Genomic DNA, 25,032 nt, shown 5'->3' on the forward strand with positions numbered 1-25,032 from the left:
ACCGCTTGCTCGGTCAGCTCTACCACTGCCTGCACAACCGGCAGCTCTTCGACGAGCATCACGCATTCACCTCCTTCTCAGCAGCTCCAGCCGCCGCAGCTTGACTTCTTAGGCACGTGAGATGTCTCTCAGTGGGCGACGGCTGCGGCGCCGTGTTCGTCGATCAGGGCCCCGGTGCTGAACCGCTCCAGGCCGTAGGGGGCGTTGAGCGGGTGCGGGGTGCCGGTCGCGAGGGTGTGGGCGAAGGTGAAGCCGGCCGCCGGGGTGGCCTTGAAGCCGCCGGTGCCCCAGCCGCAGGTGACGAAGAGGTTCTCCACCGGGGTGGGCCCGATGACCGGGGACGCGTCCGGGGTGACGTCGACGGTGCCGCCCCAGGTCCGCAGCACATGGGCGCGGGCGAAGACGGGGAACAGCTCGACGGCGGCGGCCATCTGGCGCTCGATGACGTGGAAGGAGCCGCGCTGCCCGTACCCGGTGTACTGGTCCACGCCCGCGCCCAGCACCAGCTCGCCCTTGTGGGCCTGGGACACGTAGACGTGCACGTGGTTGGACATCACCACGGTGGGGTGGACCGGCTCGTGCAGCTCGGAGACCAGGGCCTGGAGGGGGTGGGACTGGATCGGCAGCCGGAAACCGGCCATCTCGGCGAGCACGCTGCTGTGGCCCGCGGCAGCCAGGCCGACCCGGCCGGCGTGGATGCGTCCGAGGCTGGTCTCGACGCCCACGACGCGTGCGCCGTCCCTGACGAAGCCGGTGACCTCGCAGCCCTGGACGAGGTCGACGCCCATCTGGTCGCAGCGGCGGGCCAGCGCCCAGGCGACGTGGTCGTGCTTGGCGATGCCGGCGCGGGGCTGGAACGTGGCGCCGAGGACCGGGTAGCGGGTGTCCTGGGAGACGTTGAGGATGGGGCAGACCTTGGCGACCTCGTCGGGCTCCAGCCATTCGGAGTCGACGCCGTTCAGCTGGTTGGCGTGGGCGCGGCGCACGCTGTCGCGGACGTCCTGGAGGGTGTGCGCGAGGTTGAGGACGCCGCGCTGGCTGAAGAGGAAGTCGTAGTCGAGCTCCTCCGGCCAGGTCTCCCACAGCCTGAGCGCCTTCTCGTAGAGGGCCGCGCTCTCGTCCCACAGGTAGTTGGAGCGGATGATGGTGGTGTTGCGGGCCATGTTGCCGCCGGCCAGCCAGCCCTTCTCCAGGACGGCGATGTTGGTGATGCCGTGTTCCTTGGCCAGGTAGTAGGCGGTGGTCAGGCCGTGTCCGCCGGCGCCGACGATGACGACGTCGTAGCTGCGCTTCGGATCCGGGTTTCGCCAGAGGAAGTCCGGGTGCTCGGGGAGCGGGGCCCCCGGGGCCGGGGTCATGCCGCCTCCTCGCCGGGCTTGCCGGGCTTGCTGAGCTCGGGGTAGAGGGGGAAGTCGGCGGCGAGCTTGCCGGCCCGGTCGCGGAGCAGACCGGCCTCGGCGTCGTCCAGCCGCTCCGCCAGCAGCGTGCGGGCGATGATGTCGGCGACCTCGCGGAACTGTTCGACCCCGAAGCCGCGGGTGGCCAGGGCCGGGGTGCCGATGCGCAGACCGGAGGAGACCATCGGGGGACGCGGGTCGTTGGGCACCGCGTTGCGGTTGACGGTGATGCCGATGCGGTGCAGCCGGTCCTCCGCCTGCCGCCCGTCCAGCTCGCTCTCGCGCAGGTCGACCAGGACCAGATGCACGTGGGTGCCGCCGGTCAGTACGGTCGCGCCGGACTCGGCGACGTCGTCGGCGAGCAGCCGCCCGGCGAGCGCACGCGCGCCGTCCAGGGTGCGCTGCTGGAGCTCCTTGAAGCCCTCCGAGGCCGCGATCTTGAATGCCACGGCCTTGGCGGCGATGACGTGCTCCAGCGGGCCGCCCTGCTGGCCGGGGAAGACCGCGGAGTTGATCTTCTTCGCGTACTCCTTCCTGGACAGGATCACGCCGCCGCGCGGGCCGCCGAGGGTCTTGTGCGTGGTGGTGGTGACCACGTCCGCGTACGGCACGGGGGAGGGGTGCAGTCCGGCGGCGACGAGGCCGGCGAAGTGGGCCATGTCGACCATGAGGTACGCGCCGACCTGGTCGGCGATCCGGCGGAAGGCCGCGAAGTCCAGCCGCTGCGGGTACGCGGACCAGCCGGCGACGATCATCCTGGGCCGGTGGGCGAGCGCGAGCTGCTCGACCTCGTCCATGTCGATCCGCATGTCGGTCCCGCGGACGTGGTACGGCAGCACGGTGTAGAGCCTGCCGGAGAAGTTGATCTTCATACCGTGGGTCAGGTGGCCGCCGTGGGCGAGGTCGAGCCCCAGGACGGTGTCACCGGGCTTGAGCAGGGCGAACATCGCGGCGGCGTTCGCGGACGCGCCCGAGTGCGGCTGGACGTTGGCGGCCTCGGCGCCGAAGAGCTCCTTGACCCGGTCGATGGCGATCCGCTCGACGGCGTCGACGTGCTCGCAGCCGCCGTAGTAGCGGCGGCCCGGGTAGCCCTCGGCGTACTTGTTGGTGAGGACCGAGCCCTGGGCCTCCAGGACCGCGACGGGAGCGAAGTTCTCCGATGCGATCATTTCGAGCGTGGACTGCTGACGGACGAGCTCGGCCTCGACGGCGGCGGCAACGGCCGGGTCGAGCTCGCCGAGGGGCGTGGAGAGTGCGGGGCGTGTGAGTGAGGGGTTCGCAGGCAACTGAGCACCGTCCTCAAGCCAGCTAATGGGAAACTGATATATCAGCTGTGCAGTAAACTAGGAGCGTTCCTAGATCACGTCAAGGGAGTGTGGTCCAGTACGTGTTCACGATGTCCGGAAACGAGGAGCTGTCCCTGGCGGAACGCGCCTACCGCGCCATCCGGGACAGCCTCGTCATGCTCGATATCCGGCCGGGCGAGCCGATCAACGAGGATCGCCTGGCGCAGGGGCTCGGTGTCGGACGCACGCCGGTACGTGAAGCGCTCAAGCGGTTGCAGTACGAGCGCCTCATCGCGACCTACCCCCGGCGCGGCACCTTCGCCACCGAGGTCAACATCACCGACCTCGCCCATATCTCCGAGGTGCGTCTGCAGCTGGAGCCGATGGCCGCGGCGCAGGCCGCCCGGCGCGCCACCGACCAGGACCGTGCCGCTCTCGCGGACCTGCTGGAGGAGCTGGAGAAGGTGGGGTCCGGCCGGCACGAGGCCGATGAGCTGATGCGGCTGGACCTCCAGGTGCACCGCGCGATCTACGCCGCCACGCACAACCCGTACCTGGAAGATGCCCTCGTGCGCCACGACAACCTGGCCACACGCATCTGGTGCCTCTTCCTCGACCGGCTGCCCGGCGGCGTGAGCGGCCACGTCGAGGAGCACCGGTCGCTGCTGCGCGCCATCATCGACGGTGACGCGGACCACGCGGACGTGCTCGCCCGTGGTCATGTCGAAGGCTTCGAGAAGGCCGTACGCGCCGTCATCTGAGCGGCCGTTCGACCGCAGTGCGGGGCGGGGCGAACGGCCGACAGGCGGATCGCGGCAGGTCAGCTGTTGGCTGCTTCCTTGGCCAGCCGGTCCCGGAGCCAGGTGTGGAACGCGCCGATGTGGTGCTCGCTCGGGACGAGGACACCGCCTGACGCGTAGCCCCGTGACGACATGCCGGGCTGGGTCCGTTCGCAGGCGCTGAAGTCCTGCTGGTTGACGCGGTGGAAGAGCTCCACGGAGTGCTCCACGTCCCTGCCGCTCTCCACGACGTGCGGAAGGTAGAGCCAGTCGCACTCCACCACGGTGCGGTCGTGCGCGAGCGGGTACATCCGGTGGAAGATCACGTGATCCGGCACGAGGTTGATGAAGACCTGCGGGCGGACCGTGATCGCGTAGTAGCGGCGGTCCTGGTCCTCGGTGACGGTGGGGATGCGTTCCAGCCCCTCGGAGCCGTCGACGGTGAAGCCCTTGGCCTCCTCGGAGAACGCGGCCCCGTGTCCGACGTGGTACTGGGCCGCCAGGCCGTCGGCGAACTCGGGAAGCACCTCGGTGAGTTCGGGGTGGATGGTGGCGCAGTGGTAGCACTCCATGAAGTTCTCGATGATGAGCTTCCAGTTGGACTTCACGTCGTAGGTGATCCTCCGGCCCATCTGAAGCCCGTCGATCCCGTAGCGGCCGATCGCCTCCGGGTCCCCGAGGCGCTCGGTCACGGCGGCCACCACGTCGTCCTCGAACGGCGGCGGCTCGTCGGCCAGGCACACCCACACATGGCCGAGCCACTCGCGCACGTGGACGCTGATCAGGCCGTACTCGGTGCGGTCGATGTCGGGCATGGAGGTCAGGTTGGGGGCGGCGGTCAGCTTGCCGTCCAGCCCGTAGGTCCAGGCGTGGTACGGGCACTGGAAGGCGCGCCTGACCTCACCGGACTCCTCGGTGCACAGCCGCGCCCCGCGGTGCCGGCAGATGTTGAGGAAGGCGCGGACCGAGCCGTCGCGGGACCGGGTGACGAGCACGCTCTCCCGGCCGACCTGGACGGTGCGGAAGCGGCCGGGCTTGTCGAGCTCGTCGGCGCGTACGGCGCAGAACCACATGCGCTCGAACAGCAACCGCTGTTCCCGCGCGAAGTGCCCGGGGTCCGTGTAGTGATCGCCGGAGAGCGTGGGGATCAGGCTGGGGGGAAGGGCGGTGGAGGTCATCGTGCCACCTTTCGTCAAGTCGTCAGACGCACGCGGCAGTGGTGAGCACAGGCGGAGCGGTACCAGAGGCGCCCTCCTCCCGGGGCGGGCGAGCCGGCTGCGCGGAGCGGCACCGCCGCGGTCAGCGGCGGATGCGGGCCATCCCGGGGTCGAACAGCGGCTCGGCGGTGACGGTGGCGCGCACCGTGCGGTCGAAGTACTGGATCTCGGCCGTGGTGCCGATCGTGGCCGTCGCGGGCAGCCAGGCGTAGGCGATGGGCCTGCCGATCGTGTGGCCGAACGCGGCCGAGGTGACGTACCCGGCCGGCCGGCCGTCGAGGAGCACCGGCTCGCGCCCCAGCACCACACTCGTGCCGTCGTCGATGGTCAGGCAGGTCAGGCGGCGGGTCACGGTGTCGCTGGAGAGGCCCTCCAGCGCCTCCCGGCCGACGAACCCGCCCTTCTGCGGGCGTACGGCGAACCCGACGCCGGCCTCGTAGGGGTTGTGCTCGGTGGTCATGTCCGCCCCCCAGGAGCGGTACCCCTTCTCCAGCCGCAGGCTGTTGAACGCCCCGCGCCCGGCGGCGACGACCCCCAGCCCGCGCCCGGCCTCCCACAGCACGTCCCACAGCTTCCGGCCGTATTCGGCGCTGGTGTAGATCTCCCAGCCGAGTTCGCCCACGTAGGACAGCCGCATCGCGGTGACGGGGATCCCCGCGATCTCCGCGGACATGCACCGGAAGAACTTCAGGCTCCCGTGCGAGAAGTCCTGCTTGCTCAGCGGCTGGACGAGGTCGCGGGCCAGCGGGCCCCAGACGCCGACGCAGCAGGTGCCGCCGGTGATGTCCCGGACCCGGACGCCGCTGTCGCCCCGGGCCTCGCGGCGGAAGTAGTCCACGTCGATGTTGCCGTTGGCGCCGATCTGGAACAGGTCCCCGCCGAGGCGGGCGACGGTGAGGTCGCTGCGGATGCCGCCCGCGTGGTCCAGGGCGAGGGTGTAGGTCACCGCCCCGACGGACTTGTCCATCTTGCCGCTGGTCAGCCGCTCCAGGAAGGCGACCGAGCCGGGGCCGCTCACCTCGATCCGCTTGAGCGCCGTCATGTCGTACAGCGCCACCGCGGTACGGGTCTTCCACGCCTCGGCGGCGACGATCGGCGAGTGGTACCTCGCCGACCAGCCGTCGCGGGCCGGCGGCTGCCACTCGGGCGGCAGCTCCTCGACCAGCGGGGCGTTGGCCTCGTACCAGTGCGGGCGCTCCCAGCCGTGGGTTTCGAGGAAGAAAGCGCCCAGCTCCTGCTGCCGGGCGTGGAAGGGGCTGACGCGCACGTCACGCGGGGAGCGCCTGGGCTGCAGCGGGTGCAGCACGTCGTAGACCTCGGCGAAGTTCTGCTGCGCGGTCTCGCTGACGTGGTTCTCGGTGGTCTCGATCTCGTCGAACCGGTGCACGGTGCAGCCGTGCAGGTCGAGTTCGCTGCGGCCGTCGACGAGGAGCTGGGCGACCGAGCGCGCCACCCCGGCGGAGTGCGTCACCCAGACCGCCTCGGCGATCCAGAAGCCGGACACCGAGGGGGACTCGCCGATCAGCGGGCCCCCGTCGGGGGTGAAGGACATGACCCCGTTGAAACCGGCCTCGACCTTCGCCTGCCGCAGCGAGGGGAGGAGCAGACGGCTCTGCTCCCAGGGGCCGGCGAAGTCCTCCTCCGTGAACGGCAGCTTCGAGGGCATGGCCGCCTCGGTGCTGCCGTGACCGCCCTCGGGCAGGCCGGAGATGCGCACCGGCATCGGCCGGTGCGCGTAACTGCCGATCCCCACGCAGTCGTTGTGCTCACGGAAGTACAGGTCCTGGTCCTGGTGGCGCAGGATCGGCAGCCCGGCCTCGATCCGGTCGTCGTTGCGGCCCACGAGCTCGGCCACCTGGCCGGTGCGCGCGTACTGGTGCGCCATCGGCAGCAGCGGCACCCGCATACCGGCCATGTCGCCCACGACCCGGCCCCAGAAACCGGCGCACGAGACGACGATGTCGGCGGGCACCTCTCCGGCGTCGGTCCGCACCCCGGTGACCCGGCCCTTGCTGTGGCTGATCCCGGTGACCCGGGTCGAGCCGCGGAAGGCCGCCCCGCGGGACGCGGCACGCCGGGCGAGCGCGACCACCGCGCGGGGCGCCTTGGCCAGCCCGTCGGTGGGGGTGTGGAAGCCGCCCAGGACGCGGTCGGCGTCGAGGAGCGGGTGCAGTCGGGCGCACTCCTCCGGTCCGACGATCTCGCCGGGGATCCCCCAGGCGGCAGCCCAGCCCCGCTTGCGGTGCAGATCGGCGAGCCGCTCCGGGGTGGTGGCGATCTCCAGGCCGCCGACCTGGTTGAAGCACCACGAGTCGCCGCTGCCGAGGCTCAGCAGCTTGTCCACCGTGTAGGCGGCGAACCCCGTCATCGTCTTCGAGCCACTGGTCTGGTAGACCAGCCCCGGAGCGTGCGAGGTGGAGCCACCGGTCAGCGGCAGCGGTCCCTGATCGAGGACGGTGACGCGGCTCCAACCGCGTTCAGTGAGTTCATCGGCCAGATTCGCCCCGACTATCCCGGCTCCGATGATCACGACGCGTGGCGTGGTACTCATTGCTGCTCTCTCCTCAACGACGGGAAAGGACGGGACTCGCTACCGCAGTGGGGACGTCGGGACGGCCGCTGCGCGGCGAACGCCGCGACGCGTCCGGAAGGTACGGAGCAGGCGGGCAGCAGCCGGCGGACTCCGGTCGGCTACGGGACGCTGCGCATCTCGATGCGTACGTGCGCGGCGGGGCTCACAGGGTCACCACCGAACGGAGCACGTCGCCGTCGTGCATCCGCTCGAACGCTTCCTCCACGTCGTCGAGTCCGATCTTCTCGGAGACGAAGGCGTCGAGGTCGAGCCGGCCCTGCTGATAGAGGTCGATGAGCATCGGGAAGTCCCGCGAGGGCAGGCAGTCGCCGTACCAGCTGGACTTCAGGGATCCGCCGCGGCCGAACACGTCGATCAGCGGGATGTCGGGCAGCTTCATATCGGGGGTGGGGACACCGACGAGGACGACGGTCCCGGCCAGGTCGCGGGCATAGAATGCCTGTTCGTAGGTCTCCGGCCTGCCGACCGCGTCGATCACGACATCGGCGCCGTGCCCGTCGGTCAGCTCCCGGACGGCCTCGACGGCGTCCTGCTGCCTGCTGTTCACGGTGGCGGTGGCGCCCAACCCCTCGGCCCACCGCAGCTTGCGGTCGTCGATGTCGACCGCGATGATCCGGGAAGCTCCGGCGAGCCGGGAGCCGGCGACGGCGGCGCTGCCGACGCCGCCGCAGCCGATCACCGCGACGCTCTTGCCACGCCCCACCTGGCCGGTGTTGATGGCAGCGCCCAGCCCGGCCATCATCCCGCACCCCAGCAGACCCGCGGCGGCCGGTGAGGCGGCCGGGTCGACCTTGGTGCACTGTCCGGCGTGGACGAGTGTCTTCTCCGCGAAGGCACCGATGCCGAGGGCAGGGGTGAGCTCCGTGCCGTCGGCGAGCGTCATCTTCCGTGCCGCGTTGTGCGTGCTGAAGCAGTACCACGGCTCGCCGCGCTCGCAGGCACGGCACTGGCCGCACACGGCACGCCAGTTGAGGACGACGAAGTCCCCCGGCCCCACGGAACCGACGCCTTCCCCGACGGACTCCACGACGCCGGCGGCCTCGTGCCCCAGCAGGAAGGGGAACGCGTCGGTGATGCCTCCCCTGCGGTAGTGGAGATCGGTGTGGCAGACACCGCATGCCTGGACCGTCACGACCGCCTCGCCGGGGCCGGGGTCGGGAACGCGGATGGTCTCCACCGTCACAGGGGCGTCCTTGGCCATGGCGACGACAGCGCGGATCTCTTGCATCTCTGTGCTCCTGTGGTCATGGGTCTTCCGTGGCGGGGTGCCGGCCGTGCACCGGTGCTGACCGTGCTGTGGGGGCGGTGCCGAACGCACCGGGGGAGGAGCCGGGCAGGAGCCGGGGCGGACGGAGCTGAAAGACAGGAAGAGGGCACTTGCTACGCAACTGATATATCAATCGAGTACGCTATTCCGAGTGCTTTCGCAGCGTCAAGAGGCGACGGCCACCGGCCACTCGGGGCGCCGCCTCAGTTGAAGATCACCGTACGGTGGCCGTGCAGCAGGACGCGGCTCTGGCAGTGCCAGTCGACCGCACGGGCGAGCGCCAGCCGTTCGGCTTCCCGGCCCACCCTGACGAGCTGCTCCGCGCTCTGCCGGTGGTCGACGCGAATGACCTCCTGCTCGATGATCGGGCCCTCGTCCAGGTCCGCTGTGACGTAGTGTGCGGTCGCCCCGACGAGCTTGACCCCGCGCCGGTGGGCCTGGTGGTAGGGCTTGGCGCCGGCGAAGCTCGGCAGGAAGGAGTGGTGGATGTTGATGGCCCGGCCTTCGAGGCGCTTGCACAGGTCCTCGGAGAGGATCTGCATGTAGCGCGCCAGGACCACGAGGTCGATGCCGTGGTCTTCGACGAGCCGGAGAAGGCGCTGCTCCGCCTGCGGCTTGCCGTCCCGGGCCACGGGGATGTGGTGGAACGGGACGCCGGCCTGCACGGCCTGGGCCTCGAGGTCGGGGTGGTTGGAGACGACGAGCGCGATCTCGCCCTCGAGCGTCCCGCTGCGCCAGCGGTAGAGCAGATCGGCGAGGCAGTGGTCGAACTTCGAGACCATCACCAGGAGGCGCGGCTTGGCCCCGGTGTTCCGCAGGCGCCACTCCATGGCGTAGCGCTCGGCAGTGGCGGCGAACGCTTCCCGCAGTCCGGTCAGGGAGGCGCCGTCGGGTGCCGAGAAGCTCGTCCGCAGGAAGACCACGCCGTTCTCCGCGTCGTCGAACTGCTGGTGTTCGGTGATGTCGCATCCGTGCTCGACCAGGAAGGCCGTCATGGCGTTGACAATGCCGGGGCGATCCGGGCAGTTCAGAGTCAGGACATAGTGGTTGCTCACGGCTGTCTCCTTGTACGTGTCCTCCATGCCGGCCTTCATCGACGCGACGGCGTTCTCGACCTGTTCGGGTGTTCAGCCGTCACGGCGGTTTCCCTTCGACTCTTTGATAGCCGTCCGGACGACAATTGATATATCAGCCGTGCGGTTCGGTGCGCCAGCTCTCCGCAGAGGGGGCCTCACGGGAGGACCCGGGTGAGCTGTCTGCGCGCTGCGGACTGCCCGCTGCGGCCCGCCTGTTGACCGGTCCGACCTGGGGGGAGGGGCGACGTCGCGAACCGTCGCGATCCGGTGCAGACCCGCTCTTGACAACGCCCCGGGGCGCCAGAAAGCATGTTGCGTATAGCGAATCGTGTTGTGTAATCCGAGACAGCGTCGTTCCGTCTCTCCCCCTTCCTCCCTCCGCCTGAAGGCTGCGCGTCGCCGCGCTGCCGGGCGGCTGCCTCACCCCAGTCGGGCCCGCTACCTGGAGGTTCCCCATGATCACGGTGTGCCTGATCGACGATCTGCCGCCGGGAGAGTCCATCCGTGTGACCGACGGCGTCCCCGCTCCCGTCGCGGTGTTCCACACCGAGGAGGGCGAGATCTACGCCATCGACGACACCTGCACCCACCAGGACGCCTCGCTGTCCGACGGCTTCCTGGAGGGCTGCTTCGTCGAGTGCCCGCTGCACGAAGCCTTCTTCGACCTGCGGTCCGGTCGCCCGACCTGCCCGCCGGCCAAGCAGCCGGTGCGCACCCACCAGGTTTCCGTGGAGAGCGGCCGGGTCCTCCTCCACGTCTCGGTCGCGGAGCCGGCATGAAGAGCATCACCGTGGTGGGAGCCTCGCTGGCCGGACTGTACGCCGCGCGCGCTCTGCGCACCCAGGGTTTCGACGGCCGACTGGTGATCGTCGGGGACGAACACCATCACCCCTACGACCGTCCCCCGCTGTCCAAGGGCTTCCTCACCGGCGCCACCGACCAGGGGCAGCTGGCCCTGGTGGACGCCGATGACACCGCCGACCTCTACGCCGAGTGGTATCTGGGGACCAGGGCCACCGCCTTGGACGCCGCCGGGGGGACGGTCCTCCTCGACGGCGACCGGTCGCTCGATACCGACGCCGTGGTCATCGCCACCGGTGCCACTCCCCGGCTCCTCCCCGGACCGGAGCCCGGCGAACCGGCGCACACCGGAGTGCACACCCTCCGCACCCTGAACGACGCCCAGGCGCTCCGCGACGACCTGGCCCGTGGCCCGGCCCGCGTCGTGGTCATCGGGGGCGGGTTCATCGGCGCCGAGGTCGCCTCCTCCTGCGCCATGCTCGGCCACGACGTCACCGTGGTCGAGGCCGCTCCGCTCCCCCTCGTACCCCAGCTCGGCGACGACATGGCCAAGGTCTGTGCGGGACTGCACGCGGACCACGGCGTGACCCTCGTCGCGGGAACCGGAGTGGCCGGGCTGCAAGGGGGCCGCGGATACTCGGACCACCCCGACTCCCCGGACCGCGTCACGGGCGTGGAGCTGACCGACGGGAGGCTGCTGCCCGCCGATGTGGTCGTCGTCGGCATCGGAGTACGGCCCAGCACCGACTGGCTGGAAGACTCCGGGCTGCTGCTGAAGGACGGCGTGGTGTGCGACGCCGGCTGCGTCAGCTCACTGCCGAACGTCGTCGCCGTCGGCGACGTCGCCAGAGTGGACGGCCACCGCGCCGAGCACTGGACCAGCGCCACCGAACAGGCAGGCGTCGCCGTGCAGAACCTCCTGGCCGGCGGAACGGTCGCCACCCATCGGAACCTGCCGTACTTCTGGTCCGACCAGTACGGGGTGCGGATCCAGTTCGCCGGCCGCCGGCTGCCCACCGACATCCCGCGGATCGTCGAAGGCTCTGCCGAGGACCGCAGCTTCCTCGCCTGCTACGAGCGCGACGGGCAGACCACGGCCGTCCTGGCCGTCAACCGTCCCCGCCCCTTCACGCGGTGGCGCCGCGAACTCATGCGCTCCACGTAGCCGGTCGCGCGACAAGTCCGGCCCTCGACTCGTCGGACACGTCGTGCGGCACTCCCGCCCGGGGATACCGGTGACTGTCTGCGAACGCGAGGATCACCCACTCCGGGGAACGGGCTCGGCCGGGGACAGCGGGGACAGAGGGCGACCGGGCTGCCGCCGGGGTGTGCGCCCGCGGGAAGACGGAACCGTCGAGGATCTTCCGCGCGGTGCGGACGACAGCGGCACGGCATGCCTTCGGGGCGGTGCCGAGACCGGCGCAGCCCATGCGGGTCTCGACGTCGAGGAATTCCGTGGGGTGCTCGATACGCAGCCGTTCTCCTGTGGTGGGCAGGCACGCCACGGCGCCGCCGACACTGCCGTTGACGAGCACCCCGGCGGCGACCCCGGCGGCGCCGAGGACGCCGATAGCGCTGTGGCAGCGCTCCGAGGTGTCCCAGGTGAAGGTGCGGGTCATGACCACGCCCCCGTGGCGGGGCGGCGCGATGCGGCTCAGCTCGGGCTCCTCGTAGCAGGTGACGCCCAGCGCCGAGGGGTGGCCAGCACAGTGGGGATGCCGTTGTCCACGCCTCCAGGGGCGATCGGCCTTGAAGGAAGGCGGCCGTCCGCTGGACCGGGCCGCCGCCGTATGTCATGGCTGAACTCCCCTTGGTGGACAGGGTGTCGCCCCCTCTCGCTCTCTCTCCGCGCGCTATTCGTGCAGCGCGTCGGTCAGGCTGGTGAGGTGGGCGTGGGCGGCGGCCTCGGCCCGCTGGGGGTCCCTGGCCCTGATCGCCTCGATCAGGGCCAGGCGCTCGCTCAGGGACTGCTGCGGCCGCCCCGGTCGCAGGGCGAGCTGGAAGCGGTGGCGCACCAGCTGCGCGTTCAGCCGCTCCAGGAGCCGCATGGCCACCTGCTGGCCGGACAGCTCCCGGATCCGGGTGTGCAGCTGGTGGTTGAGCTCCGAGTACGTCAACGGCTCGCCGTCGGCGACGGCCCGGGACATCGCCGTGCCCAGCGCCGCCAGTCCGGCCAGCTGTTCGTCGTCGGCGGTGACGGCCGCCTTGGCCGCGCACAGCGCTTCGAGCGCCATACGGCACTCGGTGATGGCGATCGCCTCGTCGACGCTCACCACCCGTACCCGCGATCCGCGGTTGCGGATCCGCTCGACGAGCCCTTCGGACTCCAGCTCGATCAGCGCCGCCCGGACGCTGGCGCGCGTCACGCCGAACTGCTCGGCGAGCTCGTCCTCGACCAGCCGCTGTGCCGGGGCCATCTCGCCCTGCGAGATGGCCTGCCGCAGCTGCCCGAGCACCTGCTGTCTGGCCTGCTCTCCGGTGCTCGGTCCTGCGTGCTTCGGCATATGCCCTCCCCGGCGCGCGAGTGCCTGTCGAAGCGAAATCTAGAGCACAAGATAGTCAACGATTTCGTTGGCGCCGCTGGCGCCGAGACGGATCCACCCCGCCGCTGCCGGACGGCGATCCGAACACGGCGTTCGCGCCGGCCTGGCCGAGGCACACCGCCGAGGGCGACCTGCTGCAGTTCCGGGCGCCCTGAGCCGAACGCGTCACCCATGCACAGATCGACAGGGAGCACCGGTGCTCCCTGTGGGACGGGATCAGCCCCGCTGACTGACGGCCCGCCCGGTGGTCCGGCCGCTCGCCGGCCGGACCACTGCGGGACAGGGGGACGGGCTGCTCGGGCTACTTCGCGTAGAGCAGCGTCCCGAAGCCGAGCTGGTCGTAGCCGCCGCTGCTCGCCCCGTAGTCCCCGCCGCCGCCCTCCGGGCGGACGCTCTGGGCCATCTCGGTGATGTACGGCACGGACTCCCGCCGCCGGCGGGTGTAGTGGTAGTGCAGCATGTCCCATACCGGGCGCTTCTGTCCCCGGCCTGTCGGGGAGATCTCCGTGTGGGACATCGGGGTGCAGTCGGCCCCGAGGCCCCACTCGTAGGTGGTGAACGGCACGTCCTTGCCGAGGTTGTACTTGGCGACGTACTGCGCCGCCTTCATGAACCTGTTGTCGTCGTAGCCGTACAGGTCGGTGCCCTGGCTCCAGGCCATCTCGCAGATCGCCCCCATCTGGCCCATGCCCATGACGGTGTGCCCCTGGTCGCGCCCGGACTCCTGCCACTGGCCGAGGGCGTGGCCCTCGTCGTCGCGGTGCAGAAACGGCACCGCGTTCTTGATCGCGCCGTTGCCCTTCCCTTCGTAGAAGTAGTCCAGGGCTTCCTGGTAGAGCTCGCCGTCGTCGCAGAGGATGCCGATGGCCATCAGCGACCCCATGTTGCACAGGTCCCAGTTCGCCCAGTAGTGGGAGTCGCAGGTGTCGTTGTGCCGGACCAGGAAGTCGTGGTTCCACCCGGAGAAGACGTCGCGCATCATCTGCTGGAACTGCTCCAGGTGGAAGCCGTCGTAGTCCCGGATCAGCTCGGCGGCATTGGCGAACTGCCAGCCGTACAGGCCGAGCGCCAGGTACTTGTTCGTATCGCCGTCGATCTTCTTGAGCGTGCCGGACCAGGCGTTGAGGATGTCGCGCGCGGTGTCGGCGTGCTCCTGCGTGCCGCCGATGTGCCAGCGCAGCGCGTTCTGGTAGGCGGCGTGGATGTCGGCGTACAGGACGCCGTAGTTCTCGCCCTTGCCGCCGCCGCGGACCACGGTCTCCAGCGGGCGGGGCGTCCAGCCGCTGTGCGAGCGCCCGTTGGCGGTCAGCCGCTTCCAGCCCGACAGCCACGGGTCGTCGCCCGCGGCCACCCGGGCCCTGGCCCGGTTCAGATCGCCCCAGATGTGCAGCATCCCGGGGTGCGTGAAGCTGTCCGGTGCGGTCGCTTTGGACGTCTTGGCCGCCGCGTCGGATGCGGCGTCGGCGGAGCCGCCGCTGCTCCAGGCGGCGGCCACGCCGCCCACCGCGCCGGCGGCGGCCACGCCGCCCCCGATCCGCAGCAGGCTGCGACGGCTCATCCGGTGTCTGTTGGTCTGGCCCATGAACGGCTCCTGTGAGTGTGGGGGAGTGGGGGCGCGCAGTACACCGAGCACGCACCCTGATGTGAGCGTCTCTCACAGGCGACGCGACGGGGCAGGCCGCGATAACGGTTTTCTCCCGCGGGCCGCTACGCGGAGACCGTCGTGGCGGTGAAGGGGCAGACCGGGTTCAGGGCCGGGTCGAGGTCCGGGCTCGGCCTCGGCCTCGGGCCGGAGCCTGCCGGGAACGGATGGTGAGCGCCGCCAGCGCCATCAGATTCTAGCGAGGGGACGCCCCGCTTCAGCGGGGTGGGGAATCGCTTCTCAGGATTGCTCTGACCTCAGCTTTCTGCCCGGATCTGCTGTGTTGTCAGTGGGGGAACGTACGGTTGGCCACGTTGTGGGGAAGGAGGCCGACGACGGTGCGCCGTGCTTACAAGTTCCTGCTGCGTCCGACGGTGCGGCAGGAGTCCGCGCTGCGGGCGATGCTGGCCGACCACTGCTCCCTGTACAACGGGGCCTTGCAGGAACGCCGGGATGCCTACCGGCACGCCTCGAAGACGACGGTCCGGTACGGGCAGCAGTCCGCCCAGCTCAAGGAGATCCGGACGTTCGACCCCGAGCGGCAAGGCCGCTGGTCGTTCTCCTCCCAGCAGGCGACCTTGCGGCGCCTGGACAAGGCGTTCCAGGCGTTCTTCCGGCGGGTGAAGGCCGGGGAGAAGTCCGGATACCCCCGTTTTAGGGGCGTGGGCTGGTTCGACACGGTGGACTTCCCCAAGGACGGCGACGGCTGCCGCTGGGACTCCACCCCGCACGACCCCGTCACCCGCGTTCGCCTCCAAGATGTCGGCCACGTCCGCGTCCACCAGCACCGGCCGGTGCAGGCCGCGTCAAGACCGTGTCCGTCAAGCGCGAGGGCAAGCACTGGTATGTGGTCCTCGCCTGCGACAACGTGTCCGCCGAACCGCTCCCGGCCACCGGGGCCGTGACCGGTATCGACATGGGCGTAACCCACTTCCTCACCACCTCCGAGGGGGCCCACGTCGACAACCCGAGGCACGGCAAGCTGGGCGCCGAAGCCCTCGCCGAGGCTCAGCGCGCCCTCAAGACGTTTCCGCGCCGCAAGCGCGAGAACCGGTCGGCAAAGCACCGCCGGGCGGTGGAGAAGGTTGCCAATCTGCACCGCAAGGTGAGGCGTCAGCGGCTCGACCACGCGCACAAGGCCGCGCTCGCCCTGGTCCGCGAGTACGACCGGATCGCGCACGAGCAACTTCGCATCGCGAACATGGTTCGCACCCCCAAGGCGAAGCCCGACGCTGGGAACGACGGCGCGTTCCTGCCGAACGGTGCCGCCTCGAAGGCCGGGCTCAACCGCAGCATTCTTGACGCGGGTTGGGGGGCGTTCCCGGGCATCCTCGCGCAGAAGGCTGAAAGCGCCGCTCGTGTTCTGATTCCGGTGGACCCCCGCAACACCTCGCGCACCTGCCCCGAATGCGGGCAGGTGGACGGCGGGAACCGCGACGGCGAAAAGTTCCAGTGCACCTCATGCCGGCACATCGACCACGCCGACCGCGTGGGAGCCTGGAACGTCGCACTCAGGGCCGGGCTGGTCCTTCCCGACGCGGCCTAGCCACCGACAGGAGAAGCCCCCGGATTCATTCGGGGGGAGGAGTCACCATCACCGCGCCGAAGACGGCGGTCAGCGTGAACCGGACGATGACGGTCCGGCGCGGCCCGACGGCATCCGCGAGGCGTCCGGCGACGAGCATGTCGACGATGCCCCCGACGCTGAGGGCGGTGGAGAAGAGCAGCGAGTCGCAGGTCTCGTAGCCGAGGTCGCCCATGATCTTCGGCAGCCACTGGCCGACTCCGTGCACGAGCAGCAGCCCGGCGAACGAGGTCAGCCAGAAGCACAGGGTCGTGGGCCACTGGCCGGGGCGGATCAGCGCCTTCACACTGATCGCCTGGATGGCCCGCACCTGTGGTCACCGGCCCAGCACAGGTCGTCCTCGGTGAGATGCTGCCGGTGCTCGGTCCCGGACTTCGCGATCCTGTCCAGGGTCCGCTGTCGGGCGGCGACGCGCTCCCGCACGCCCCGCACCCCGTCTCCCGCACCCCGTCTCCCGGGACCCGGAATGTGATCCACGATATCGTGAATCCACGAACTCGTGTACCGTGAGTGCGGTGCTGACGCTGCCCACTGACATCGATGTGCTGGCGCGGTTCGGCCGTGCCCTGGCCGACCCGATCCGCTGCCGGCTGCTGCTCGCCCTGCGCGAGGCGCCGGCCCACCCCGCCGACCTGGCGGACCGACTGGGCATCTCCCGTACCCGGCTGTCGAACCACCTGGCGTGCCTGCGCGACTGCGGTCTGGTCGTCGCTGTGCCCGTCGGCCGGCGCGTGCGCTACGAGCTGGCCGACGCGGGCCTGGGCCACGCGCTGGACGACCTGCGCACCGCCGTCGTCGCCGTCGAGACCGACAGGACCTGCGTCGACGCCGATGAGGAGGGCTGCTGCTGATGGCCACGGTTTCCCTCGGCCCGTCCCCCGCTCGCCGGGAGAACCTCGCCCGGCGCATACGGCTGCTGGTCGCCGCGACCATCGCCTACAACGTCATCGAGGCGGCCGTCGCCCTCACGGCCGGCGCCCTGGCCTCCTCCACCGCACTGATCGGCTTCGGCCTGGACTCCCTCATCGAGGTCTCCTCCGCCGCCGCGGTCGCCTGGCAGTTCTCCGCCGCCGACCACGCCGTGCGCGAGGCCCGGGAGAAGACCACCCTGCGGATCATCGCCGGTTCCTTCTTCGTCCTGGCCGCCTACGTCACCGTCGACGCGGTACGCGCCCTGACCGGCACCGGCGAAGCGGAACGCTCCATCCCCGGCATCGTCATCGCCGCCCTGTCGCTGGCGATCATGCCGTTCCTCTCCTTCGCCCAGCGCAAGGCCGGACGCGAACTGGGCTCCGCCTCGGCGGTCGCGGACTCCAAGCAGACCCTGCTGTGCACCTACCTCTCCGCGGTCCTCCTGGTGGGCCTGGTCCTCAACGCCACTCTCGGCTGGGCCTGGGCCGACCCCGTCGCCGCCCTGGTCATCGCCGCCATCGCCGTCAAGGAGGGCCGCGAGGCATGGCGGGGCGACGGCTGCTGTGCGACCCCGCCCGCTGCCGCGCTGCTGAAACCCTCGGACGGCGGGTCCGAGGACGGATGCGGCTGCCGCTCCGGCTGCGACTGCTGCTGAACGCTCCGCTGGCCGACGCGCGCGGTGTACGGCGCTGCGGTGTATCCGGCCGGGCCGGATCCGTCGGTGATCACGTTACGGACGCCGGTGTCCCCTCGGTGGCGGCGCTCACTTCGCTGTCTTCCGGCCCTCCGGGGCGAGCTCGGCGATCAGGCCCTCGACGCGGGCCCTGATCTCGTCCCTGATGGGCCGTACGGCCTCCACGCCCTGACCGGCGGGGTCGTCCAGCTTCCAGTCGAGGTGGCGCTTGCCGGGGCTGTCGCCCTCACCGAGGGCCGGGCAGGCGTCGCCGCACCCCATGGTCACGCACACGTCGGATGCCTGGACCGCGTCGGCGGTCAGCACCTTGGGCGTCTCGTCGGCGATGTCGATGCCGACCTCGCGCATCGCCTCGACCACCGCCGGGTTCACGGACTCGGCCGGGGCGGATCCCGCCGAGCGGACCTCGACGCGGTCGGCGGCGAGGTGGGAGAGCCAGGCGGCGGCCATCTGGGAGCGGCCCGCGTTGTGCACGCAGACGAAGAGGACGGAGGGCTTCTCGGACACGGCGATCTCGCCTCTCTCGAATCAGCCAGGGATGGTATCAGCAGCGAATGACGTGAGAATATCAGCGCATGATGATGTCAACCAAGACTGAGGTGTCTCCGGTCCCGCCGGAGGGTGCGGAGCTGATCCGGGTGATCGCCGACCCGTTGCGGTACGAGATCGTGACCCTGCTCGCGCGCGAGACCCTGTGCACCACGCACCTGGTGGAGGAGACCGGCGCGCGGCAGACGAACCTGTCCAACCATCTGCGGGTGCTGCGCGAGGCGGGCGTCGTCGAGACCGAGCCCTGCGGCCGGTTCACCTACTACAAGCTGCGGCCCGAGGTGCTGACCTCGCTGGCCGGGGCCTTCACCGAGCTGGCCGAGACCGCCCGCGAGACCGCCGCAACCGACCGGAAGAGGCCCTGCCCGTGAGCACGAAGGAACCCGCCACGGGCACCGGAGCTGCCCCCGTCGGCGAGCAGCCCGCCGCCCCCGGCGCGGGCTCCGGCATCGCCAGGCAGCTCTCCGCTCTCGACCGCTATCTGGCGGTGTGGATCCTGGCCGCCATGGCCGCCGGGATCGGCCTGGGCCGGGCGATCCCCGGGCTGAACGACGTGCTGAGCAAGGTCGAGATCGGCGGGGTCTCGCTGCCGATCGCGCTCGGCCTGCTGATCATGATGTACCCGGTGCTGGCCAAGGTCCGCTACGACAAGCTCGACACCGTCACCGGCGATCGCAGGCTGATGGTCTCCTCGCTGGTCGTCAACTGGCTGCTGGGCCCGGCCGTGATGTTCGCGCTCGCCTGGATCTTCCTGTCCGACCTGCCCGAGTACCGCACCGGGCTCATCATCGTCGGCCTCGCCCGCTGCATCGCCATGGTCATCATCTGGAACGACCTCGCCTGCGGCGACCGCGAGGCCGCCGCCGTCCTCGTCGCCCTCAACTCCGTCTTCCAGGTGATCGCCTTCGGGCTGCTCGGCTGGTTCTACCTCGACCTGCTCCCCGGCCGGCTCGGCCTGGGCGAGGGGCAGCACCTGGACATCTCGATGTGGAAGATCGCGCTGAACGTCGTCATCTTCCTCGGCGTCCCGCTCCTCGCGGGATACCTCACCCGCCGCATCGGCGAGAAGAAGCTCGGCACGCAGAGCTACGAGAACCGGTTCCTTCCCAGGATCGGCCCGTTCGCGCTCTACGGGCTGCTGTTCACGATCGTCGTCCTCTTCGCGCTCCAGGGGAAGACGATCACCTCGCAGCCGCTGGACGTGGCCCGCATCGCGCTGCCGCTGCTCGTGTACTTCGGCGTGATGTGGTTCGGCACCTTCGCCCTCGGCAAGGCCGTCGGGCTCGCCTACGACCGCACCGCGACGCTCGCTTTCACCGCAGCCGGCAACAACTTCGAGCTGGCCATCGCGGTGGCCATCGCGACCTTCGGCGTCACCAGCGGCCAGGCCCTCTCCGGCGTCGTGGGCCCGCTCATCGAGGTCCCGGTGCTCATCGCGCTCGTGTACGTCTCGCTCGCCTGGCGCCGCAGGTTCGGAGCGCGGGCGCTGACCACCGCAGCATCGCAGCCGCAGGAGGGCTGAGCGTCATGCGACACCTGGGGGCATTGAGCGGCGGAGTCTCCGCGGGCGGGACAGCGGGCACGGTCAGTACGGCAGCGGCAGGCTCTGGGTGACGCGCCACAGCCGACGGGGCAGTTCGCCTTCCTCGAAGGCGTGGACCTCCTGCAGGTTCCAGCCTTCGGCGAGGGCGTCGACCAGGGCGCGGTGGAAGAAGTGCACCGCGAAGCCGCCGTGTTCGTAGATGTCGTCGCCCGCTGCGGTGCCGATGCCGTAGTGGGCGTCACCGGTGTGCCGCACGGTGTAGACGAAGGTTCCGCCCGGTCGGAGAACGCGGCGGACCTCGCCGGCCAGGGCGTGGATCTCCTGTGTGGACAGGGCCATGCACAGCAGCATGTGGGCGAAGGCCGCGTCCACCGAGGCGTCCGGAAACGGCAGCGGCTGCCGCACGTCGTGCACGGCGGTGGTCACCCGGTGACCGACTCCTGCGGAGCGGGCGGCGTCGCGCAGCTGCTCCAGTCCCGTGGGGCTGAAGTCGGTGGCCTGCACGGTGAAGCCCTCGCGGGCGAAGAGGAGCGCGTCACGGCCGTGCCCGGCTCCCAACTCCAGTACGTCCCTGGCCCCGGCTGTCCGGAACGCCTCGGCGGCGTGGGCCGCGGGGGCGGACGGCTCCTGGCCGTACATGCCCGGATGGGCCTGGTAGGTGTTCTGCCAGTGCTGCCGCTGTGCGTCTGCCAGGTCCCGGTGGGCGCCGTTCATGTCGCTGAGCCTTCCCTCTCTGTGCTGGTTCCGGCGGCCGTGATGAGCAACTCGGCGGCCGACCGTGTGTCCTCGGCCGTGGTCCAGCGGCCCAGGGACAGGCGGAGTGCGCCCAGCGCCCGCTGCGGGCCGAGGCCCGTGGCGGCCAGGACCGGGGAGGGTGTGTGCCGGCCGCTGTGGCAGGCGGAACCGGTCGAGGCAGCCAGCCGCGGCAGAGCGGCGAGCAGTTCGTGCCCGCGGGCCCCGTCGATGCTGACGTTCAGCGTGTTCGGCAGTCGCGCGCTCCCCTCGGCCGGTCCGTTCAGCCGCACCCGGCCGGGCAACCCGCGCGCCAGGCGGGTGTGCAGGTCGTCGCGCAGCCCGGCCAGCCGCCGGCCTTCCCCGCGCGCCAGCGCGTCGGTGGCCAGCTGCGCGGCGCTGCCGAGCGCGACGGCCAGCGCCACGCTCTCGGTGCCCGCTCGCAGGCCCCGTTCCTGTCCGCCGCCGTAGGCGACCGGCTCCAGCTCCACCCCGCTGCGTACATACAGCGCGGCGGCGCCCTTGGGCGCGTACATCTTGTGGCCCACCACGGTCAGCAGGTCCACGCCGAGCGTGCCGACGTCCAGGGGGATTTTTCCGGCCGCCTGGGCCGCGTCGCAGTGGAAGAGCGCACCGCGCCGACGGGCGAGAGCAGCCAGCTCCCCGACGGGCTGCAGAGCACCGGTCTCGTTGTTGGCGGCCATCACCGACACCAGCACCGTGTCCTCCTCCAGCGCGTCGGCCAGCGCCGCCGGGGTGACCAGTCCGTCCGCGTCGACCGGCAGGTAGGTCACCCGTACGCCGTGCAGCCGTTCCAGGGCCCGGCACGTCTCCAGGACGGCCGGGTGTTCGGTGACCTGCGTGATCACGTGCGGGCGCCGTCGGCCGCGGGCGAGGGCCGCCCCGCGGACCGCCAGCTGGTCGGCCTCGGAGCCCGAACCGGTGAACACGATCTCGGCCGGGGTCGCGCCGATCAGAACCGCTGTCTGCTCCCGCGCCTCACCCAGCGCACGGCGCGGCTCCTCGGCGTAGCCGTGGCCGCTGGAGGGGTTGCCGAACCAGTGGGAGAGGTAGGGAAGCATCGCTTCCGTCACCCGGGGGTCGACGGGGGTGGTCGCGTTGTAGTCCAGATAGAGCGGGCCGTCGTCCAGCCCTCCCGGCGCCGGAGGCGTGCTCACGCCCCCTCCCCGGCTCCGGCCGACACCGGCAGTCCGGCCAGCCGCCACTCCAGCATCCCGTCGGTCAGCCGCACCGCGCGCCTTCCCCGCCGGGCCAGCAGCCGCACCGCGTCGTAGGCGAGCGCGCAGTACTCACCACGGCAGTACACGACGACCTCCACCCCCTCCGGCAGCTCACCGATCCGGTCCGCCAGCTCCCCGACCGGAATCGACAGCGCACCGGGGATGTGGCCCGCCCGGTACTCCTCCGCCGGCCGCACATCCAGCAGCACCGCCGTCCCGGCCTGCAACGAGGCCCGCATCTGCGGCACGCTGAACTCGCGCCCCCCGTCCGGTCCGAGGAACGCGACGCGCGCAGGCTCCACAGCGGGCTGGCGGTCCTGCGCCACCTGCTGCAACAGCACGCACAGCCGCGCCACATCGTCGCCGGCCAGGCGGTAGAACACCTTCACGCCCTCGCGGCGCGTGGCCACCAGACCGGCCTGCTTGAGCGTCTGCAGATGCGCCGACGCGGTCGTGACGTTCAGCCCTGCCGTCCGCGCCAGACCCTCCACGCTGCGCTCGCCCTGCGCGAGCAGGTCCAGCAGCTCCAGCCGCTTCCCGCTCCCCAGCGCCTTCCCGGTCGCCGCGAACGCCTCGTACAGCGCGGCTTTGGCGCCGTCCTCCGTCTCCGCCATCATTCCTCCATAGATCCATGGAAGAGCGTAATAGGTCGAACGCGAGTCCGAAACCAGCGCGATGCTGTCAGCTCGTATGGGATTTCGATATGCCGACGATATGTGCTGGCTCGTACCGTTGAACGCATGCGTGTGCTGGTGGTCGAGGACGAGCTCTACATGGCAGAGGCCATCCGCGATGGGCTGCGCCTGGAGGCGATCGCGGCCGACATCGCCGGTGACGGTCACACTGCTCTGGAGCTGTTGAGCGTCAACGCTTACGACATCGCCGTCCTCGATCGCGACATCCCGGGCCCTTCCGGTGACGAGATCGCCGAGCACATCGTCGCCTCCGGCAGCGGCCTTCCGATCCTGATGCTCACCGCCGCCGACCGGCTCGACGACAAGACATCCGGGTTCGAGCTGGGCGCCGACGACTATCTCACCAAGCCGTTCGACCTGCGCGAGCTCGTACTCAGGCTCAGAGCACTCGACCGCAGACGCGCCCACAGCAGACCGCCCGTGCGGGAGATCGCCGGCCTGCGTCTGGATCCGTTCCGTCGCGAGGTCTACCGGGACGGCCGGTACGTCGCGCTGACGAGGAAGCAGTTCGCGGTGCTCGAAGTCCTGGTTGCCGCCGAGGGCGGTGTGATCAGCGCCGAGGAGCTGCTGGAACGGGCGTGGGACGAGAACACCGATCCGTTCACGAACGCCGTGCGCATAACGGTCTCGGCGTTGCGGAAGCGGCTGGGTGAACCCGGGCTGATCGCCACCGTGCCGGGCGTCGGGTACTGCATCGACACCCGGTCGGCTGCCGGCGGCCGGGGAGCGGAGGGTGGATAGGCGCCCCGGGCTGAGCATTCGCGTCAAGTTCACGCTCAGCTACGCCGGCTTCCTCGCGGTCGCTGGAGCTCTGCTGATCGGGGTCTTGTGGTTCTTTCTCGTGAGAGACCGGTCGATGCTCTACATTCCTACGCTCGACGACTTCCAGCTCCTCCTCAGGCCCCGCAACTTCGGCCCGCGCCTCTTCGTTCCTGCGGCCATCGCCACACTCACGGTGATGCTGGTGGTAGGGCTGGTGGGCGGGTGGCTCCTCGCGGGCCGCATGCTTGCTCCCGTCACGCGCATCACGAACGCCACCCGGAGGGCCGCGGGCGGATCGCTCTCGTACCGGATCGAGCTGGAGGGACGAAACGACGAGTTCCGTGAGCTCGCCGACGCCTTCGACTCCATGCTCGCGCAGCTCGAAGCACGTGACGCCGAGCAGCAGAGGTTCGCTGCCAACGCCTCTCACGAGCTGCGTACCCCGCTGGCGATCACACAGACCCTTCTCGATGCCGCCCGCAACGACCCGAACCGCGACGGCGGCGAGCTCGACGATCGCCTCCGCGCTGTCAACGCCCGAGCGATCGACCTCACCGAGGCACTGCTGCTGCTCAGCCGCGCCGACCTGCACTCCTTCAGCCGGGAAGACGTCGACCTGTCCCTCATCGCGGAAGAAGCGGCCGAGTCGCTCCTCCCGTTCGCGGAAAGGCACGGCGTCACCATCGAGACCTCCGGGGCCATTGCGCCCACCGTCGGCTCGTACGCGCTCCTGTTGCAGCTGACCACGAATCTGCTGCACAACGCGATCGTCCACAACCTTCCCGAGCACGGCACCGTGCAGGTCAGCACCGCCATCGGCCCCGAGTCCGTCCTGCTCACGGTCGAGAACACCGGCGACAAGCTCAGCCCCCAGCTGGTCTCGACACTCACCGAGCCGTTTCAGCGCGGCACCGCACGCATACGCCCGGACCACGCGGGGGTGGGCCTTGGCCTGGCGATCGTCAAGAGCATCGCTCAGGCACACGACGGAACCCTCACTCTCAGCCCCCGGGCTGCCGGCGGGCTCCGCGTCGCGCTGCAACTGCCCGCCGCCCGGCGATGATCAGGATGAGTTCGAGCCGTACGATGTCGCGCTGACCAGGATTCCTCGTCCTGCATGGAATCGCTCGAAGACGCGTATGGGCAGCGATGCGGATTCCGCATTGTGGGAGTAGCCCGACGGATCATGGAACCGCACCCTCCCGCCATGGGTCGCGTGAATCAGCACAAGATGCCCTCCCCGTCGCGGTTCGTGGATTCTCGGGTCGCGAATCTCAGGCGATACCGACGCGATCATGACCTGCCCCGGCCGCACCTCCCGGGCGGATATGTGGAGTGGTGTGTACTCGACCAGTTGACAGGTGAATCCGAACTGTGAACCGACCCATGCCATGAACGGCCTGTAGAGCAGTCCGCGGACCCTGCCCGGAGGGTCCACCACATAGCAGCCCCAGTTGAGGGCCAGCGCAAGGAGTTCACGCATCGGCAGTCGGACGTCCGTCCAGCCGCGGAGCAGCGACTGCAGACATGCCAGGCCGCAGACTTTGCGGGACCAGAACAGGTACTCCTCGCGCGAGCGGTATCCATCGGAGGCCCAGTCGTGCAGTTCCGATGGATCAGTATGCCTCAAGAAGACCTCAAGCCCCGACGGGTCGGCGCGCCGCATGACGACCTCGTCGTTCCGTTCCAGGCTTCCCCACTGCGAGACGTAAGGGAGA

The 25,032-nt window shown here is 70.4% G+C and carries 24 protein-coding genes and 1 pseudogene; 10 read left to right on the top strand and 15 right to left on the bottom strand.

The features are described 5' to 3' along the window. Nucleotides 1–128: 128 nt before the first annotated feature. Nucleotides 129–1,358, bottom strand: a complete 1,230-nt coding sequence (locus tag G5C65_RS02205) for a sarcosine oxidase subunit beta family protein (protein ID WP_165296859.1) — start codon at nucleotides 1,356–1,358, stop codon at nucleotides 129–131. Continuing rightward, a complete protein-coding gene (locus tag G5C65_RS02210; RefSeq protein WP_165296860.1) occupies nucleotides 1,355–2,683 on the bottom strand; it encodes a serine hydroxymethyltransferase in 1,329 nt (442 codons plus the stop codon). Before G5C65_RS02210 ends, G5C65_RS02205 begins: the two co-directional genes overlap by 4 nt. 110 nt (nucleotides 2,684–2,793) lie before the next feature. Here G5C65_RS02210 and G5C65_RS02215 point away from each other — a divergent pair, with 110 nt between their 5' ends. Beyond that, nucleotides 2,794–3,444: a GntR family transcriptional regulator gene (locus G5C65_RS02215; protein ID WP_165296861.1), complete on the top strand. Its 651-nt coding sequence runs from the start codon at nucleotides 2,794–2,796 to the stop codon at nucleotides 3,442–3,444. Nucleotides 3,445–3,503: 59 nt separating this feature from the next. On the opposite strand, the gene G5C65_RS02220 is transcribed toward G5C65_RS02215, so the two are convergent. The 4 genes from G5C65_RS02220 to purU form a co-directional block, all read right to left on the bottom strand. Beyond that, on the bottom strand, nucleotides 3,504–4,640 hold the full coding sequence (locus G5C65_RS02220; protein WP_165296862.1) for an aromatic ring-hydroxylating oxygenase subunit alpha: 1,137 nt from the start codon (nucleotides 4,638–4,640) through the stop codon (nucleotides 3,504–3,506). A gap of 121 nt (nucleotides 4,641–4,761) precedes the next feature. Next, nucleotides 4,762–7,230, bottom strand: coding sequence for a GcvT family protein (locus G5C65_RS02225; RefSeq protein ID WP_165296863.1), 2,469 nt, complete (start codon nucleotides 7,228–7,230; stop codon nucleotides 4,762–4,764). 184 nt (nucleotides 7,231–7,414) lie between these two features. After that, nucleotides 7,415–8,500 (bottom strand): S-(hydroxymethyl)mycothiol dehydrogenase, encoded by a 1,086-nt coding sequence (locus tag G5C65_RS02230; protein WP_165296864.1) that lies wholly within the window; start codon nucleotides 8,498–8,500, stop codon nucleotides 7,415–7,417. A 242-nt stretch (nucleotides 8,501–8,742) separates the two neighbouring features. Beyond that, on the bottom strand, nucleotides 8,743–9,621 hold the full coding sequence (gene purU / locus G5C65_RS02235; RefSeq protein ID WP_165296865.1) for a formyltetrahydrofolate deformylase: 879 nt from the start codon (nucleotides 9,619–9,621) through the stop codon (nucleotides 8,743–8,745). 449 nt (nucleotides 9,622–10,070) lie between these two features. On the opposite strand from purU, the gene G5C65_RS02240 reads away from it, so the two are divergent. Further along, nucleotides 10,071–10,394: a bifunctional 3-phenylpropionate/cinnamic acid dioxygenase ferredoxin subunit gene (locus G5C65_RS02240; protein WP_165296866.1), complete on the top strand. Its 324-nt coding sequence runs from the start codon at nucleotides 10,071–10,073 to the stop codon at nucleotides 10,392–10,394. Next, a complete protein-coding gene (locus G5C65_RS02245) occupies nucleotides 10,391–11,581 on the top strand; it encodes an NAD(P)/FAD-dependent oxidoreductase (protein WP_206441144.1) in 1,191 nt (396 codons plus the stop codon). Before G5C65_RS02240 ends, G5C65_RS02245 begins: the two co-directional genes overlap by 4 nt. Here the strand turns inward: G5C65_RS02245 and G5C65_RS40320 are convergent. From G5C65_RS40320 to G5C65_RS02260, 3 genes are all read right to left on the bottom strand, one after another. Beyond that, the gene (locus tag G5C65_RS40320) at nucleotides 11,565–12,035 is read right to left on the bottom strand and encodes a PrpF domain-containing protein (protein ID WP_165296867.1); all 471 of its coding nucleotides are present in this window, start codon (nucleotides 12,033–12,035) and stop codon (nucleotides 11,565–11,567) included. The genes G5C65_RS02245 and G5C65_RS40320 overlap by 17 nt on opposite strands. A gap of 234 nt (nucleotides 12,036–12,269) precedes the next feature. Beyond that, nucleotides 12,270–12,920: a GntR family transcriptional regulator gene (locus G5C65_RS02255; protein ID WP_165296868.1), complete on the bottom strand. Its 651-nt coding sequence runs from the start codon at nucleotides 12,918–12,920 to the stop codon at nucleotides 12,270–12,272. Nucleotides 12,921–13,260: 340 nt separating this feature from the next. After that, nucleotides 13,261–14,541, bottom strand: coding sequence for an alginate lyase family protein (locus tag G5C65_RS02260; RefSeq protein ID WP_165296869.1), 1,281 nt, complete (start codon nucleotides 14,539–14,541; stop codon nucleotides 13,261–13,263). Between the two features lie 398 nt (nucleotides 14,542–14,939). Here G5C65_RS02260 and G5C65_RS02265 point away from each other — a divergent pair. Then, nucleotides 14,940–16,147 (top strand): annotated as a pseudogene (locus G5C65_RS02265) (RNA-guided endonuclease InsQ/TnpB family protein). Nucleotides 16,148–16,172: 25 nt separating this feature from the next. Here G5C65_RS02265 and G5C65_RS02270 read toward each other — a convergent pair. After that, nucleotides 16,173–16,496: an aromatic acid/H+ symport family MFS transporter gene (locus G5C65_RS02270; protein ID WP_165296870.1), complete on the bottom strand. Its 324-nt coding sequence runs from the start codon at nucleotides 16,494–16,496 to the stop codon at nucleotides 16,173–16,175. Between the two features lie 205 nt (nucleotides 16,497–16,701). On the opposite strand from G5C65_RS02270, the gene G5C65_RS02275 reads away from it, so the two are divergent. Together G5C65_RS02275 and G5C65_RS02280 are read left to right on the top strand one after the other, a co-directional pair. Beyond that, nucleotides 16,702–17,037 carry a metalloregulator ArsR/SmtB family transcription factor gene (locus tag G5C65_RS02275; RefSeq protein ID WP_165296871.1) on the top strand — a complete coding sequence of 112 codons (336 nt, stop codon included), beginning with the start codon at nucleotides 16,702–16,704 and terminating at the stop codon, nucleotides 17,035–17,037. Then, nucleotides 17,037–17,753, top strand: a complete 717-nt coding sequence (locus G5C65_RS02280; protein WP_165296872.1) for a cation efflux transmembrane domain-containing protein — start codon at nucleotides 17,037–17,039, stop codon at nucleotides 17,751–17,753. Before G5C65_RS02275 ends, G5C65_RS02280 begins: the two co-directional genes overlap by 1 nt. A gap of 108 nt (nucleotides 17,754–17,861) precedes the next feature. On the opposite strand, the gene G5C65_RS02285 is transcribed toward G5C65_RS02280, so the two are convergent. Continuing rightward, the gene (locus tag G5C65_RS02285) at nucleotides 17,862–18,299 is read right to left on the bottom strand and encodes an arsenate reductase/protein-tyrosine-phosphatase family protein (RefSeq protein ID WP_165296873.1); all 438 of its coding nucleotides are present in this window, start codon (nucleotides 18,297–18,299) and stop codon (nucleotides 17,862–17,864) included. 74 nt (nucleotides 18,300–18,373) lie between these two features. On the opposite strand from G5C65_RS02285, the gene G5C65_RS02290 reads away from it, so the two are divergent. Both G5C65_RS02290 and arsB read left to right on the top strand, forming a co-directional pair. Continuing rightward, complete coding sequence (locus tag G5C65_RS02290; RefSeq protein WP_165296874.1) at nucleotides 18,374–18,712, top strand: ArsR/SmtB family transcription factor; 339 nt, start codon at nucleotides 18,374–18,376, stop codon at nucleotides 18,710–18,712. 77 nt (nucleotides 18,713–18,789) lie between these two features. Then, a complete protein-coding gene (arsB, locus tag G5C65_RS02295) occupies nucleotides 18,790–19,863 on the top strand; it encodes an ACR3 family arsenite efflux transporter (RefSeq protein ID WP_338146208.1) in 1,074 nt (357 codons plus the stop codon). Between the two features lie 63 nt (nucleotides 19,864–19,926). On the opposite strand, the gene G5C65_RS02300 is transcribed toward arsB, so the two are convergent. Genes G5C65_RS02300 through G5C65_RS02310 form a run of 3 tightly spaced genes read right to left on the bottom strand, consistent with a single transcriptional unit; the run spans nucleotide 19,927 to nucleotide 22,471 of the window. After that, nucleotides 19,927–20,598, bottom strand: a complete 672-nt coding sequence (locus G5C65_RS02300) for a class I SAM-dependent methyltransferase (RefSeq protein ID WP_165296876.1) — start codon at nucleotides 20,596–20,598, stop codon at nucleotides 19,927–19,929. Then, a complete protein-coding gene (locus tag G5C65_RS02305) occupies nucleotides 20,595–21,794 on the bottom strand; it encodes a cysteine desulfurase family protein (protein ID WP_338146206.1) in 1,200 nt (399 codons plus the stop codon). The genes G5C65_RS02300 and G5C65_RS02305 overlap by 4 nt, the downstream gene beginning before the upstream one ends. Beyond that, nucleotides 21,791–22,471 carry an ArsR/SmtB family transcription factor gene (locus G5C65_RS02310; protein WP_165296877.1) on the bottom strand — a complete coding sequence of 227 codons (681 nt, stop codon included), beginning with the start codon at nucleotides 22,469–22,471 and terminating at the stop codon, nucleotides 21,791–21,793. Before G5C65_RS02310 ends, G5C65_RS02305 begins: the two co-directional genes overlap by 4 nt. A 126-nt stretch (nucleotides 22,472–22,597) precedes the next feature. Between G5C65_RS02310 and G5C65_RS02315 the strand changes: the two genes are divergently transcribed. Together G5C65_RS02315 and G5C65_RS02320 are read left to right on the top strand one after the other, a co-directional pair. Continuing rightward, nucleotides 22,598–23,293 carry a response regulator transcription factor gene (locus G5C65_RS02315; RefSeq protein WP_165296878.1) on the top strand — a complete coding sequence of 232 codons (696 nt, stop codon included), beginning with the start codon at nucleotides 22,598–22,600 and terminating at the stop codon, nucleotides 23,291–23,293. Further along, nucleotides 23,286–24,377 (top strand): ATP-binding protein, encoded by a 1,092-nt coding sequence (locus G5C65_RS02320; protein WP_165296879.1) that lies wholly within the window; start codon nucleotides 23,286–23,288, stop codon nucleotides 24,375–24,377. Before G5C65_RS02315 ends, G5C65_RS02320 begins: the two co-directional genes overlap by 8 nt. On the opposite strand, the gene G5C65_RS02325 is transcribed toward G5C65_RS02320, so the two are convergent. Then, entirely contained in the window at nucleotides 24,378–24,980 is a 603-nt protein-coding gene (locus G5C65_RS02325) for a hypothetical protein (protein ID WP_165296880.1), read from the bottom strand. Nucleotides 24,981–25,032: the final 52 nt, after the last annotated feature.

It is taken from the genome of Streptomyces boncukensis (genome assembly GCF_011045075.1).
Lineage (GTDB): Bacteria > Actinomycetota > Actinomycetes > Streptomycetales > Streptomycetaceae > Streptomyces > Streptomyces boncukensis.

Bases quoted from the DNA above. Each gene is read 5' to 3' on its own strand.
- G5C65_RS02230 (WP_165296864.1), bottom strand. From the start codon at position 8,500: ATGCAAGAGATCCGCGCTGTCGTCGCCATGGCCAAGGACGCCCCTGTG.
- purU (WP_165296865.1), bottom strand. From the start codon at position 9,621: ATGGAGGACACGTACAAGGAGACAGCCGTGAGCAACCACTATGTCCTG.
- G5C65_RS02225 (WP_165296863.1), bottom strand. From the start codon at position 7,230: ATGAGTACCACGCCACGCGTCGTGATCATCGGAGCCGGGATAGTCGGG.
- G5C65_RS02280 (WP_165296872.1), top strand. From the start codon at position 17,037: ATGGCCACGGTTTCCCTCGGCCCGTCCCCCGCTCGCCGGGAGAACCTC.
- G5C65_RS02290 (WP_165296874.1), top strand. From the start codon at position 18,374: ATGTCAACCAAGACTGAGGTGTCTCCGGTCCCGCCGGAGGGTGCGGAG.
- G5C65_RS02255 (WP_165296868.1), bottom strand. From the start codon at position 12,920: ATGCCGAAGCACGCAGGACCGAGCACCGGAGAGCAGGCCAGACAGCAG.
- G5C65_RS02215 (WP_165296861.1), top strand. From the start codon at position 2,794: ATGTCCGGAAACGAGGAGCTGTCCCTGGCGGAACGCGCCTACCGCGCC.
- G5C65_RS02260 (WP_165296869.1), bottom strand. From the start codon at position 14,541: ATGGGCCAGACCAACAGACACCGGATGAGCCGTCGCAGCCTGCTGCGG.
- G5C65_RS40320 (WP_165296867.1), bottom strand. From the start codon at position 12,035: ATGACCCGCACCTTCACCTGGGACACCTCGGAGCGCTGCCACAGCGCT.
- G5C65_RS02205 (WP_165296859.1), bottom strand. From the start codon at position 1,358: ATGACCCCGGCCCCGGGGGCCCCGCTCCCCGAGCACCCGGACTTCCTC.
- G5C65_RS02315 (WP_165296878.1), top strand. From the start codon at position 22,598: ATGCGTGTGCTGGTGGTCGAGGACGAGCTCTACATGGCAGAGGCCATC.
- G5C65_RS02325 (WP_165296880.1), bottom strand. From the start codon at position 24,980: ATGCGGCGCGCCGACCCGTCGGGGCTTGAGGTCTTCTTGAGGCATACT.
- G5C65_RS02245 (WP_206441144.1), top strand. From the start codon at position 10,391: ATGAAGAGCATCACCGTGGTGGGAGCCTCGCTGGCCGGACTGTACGCC.
- G5C65_RS02310 (WP_165296877.1), bottom strand. From the start codon at position 22,471: ATGGCGGAGACGGAGGACGGCGCCAAAGCCGCGCTGTACGAGGCGTTC.
- G5C65_RS02220 (WP_165296862.1), bottom strand. From the start codon at position 4,640: ATGACCTCCACCGCCCTTCCCCCCAGCCTGATCCCCACGCTCTCCGGC.
- G5C65_RS02300 (WP_165296876.1), bottom strand. From the start codon at position 20,598: ATGAACGGCGCCCACCGGGACCTGGCAGACGCACAGCGGCAGCACTGG.
- G5C65_RS02240 (WP_165296866.1), top strand. From the start codon at position 10,071: ATGATCACGGTGTGCCTGATCGACGATCTGCCGCCGGGAGAGTCCATC.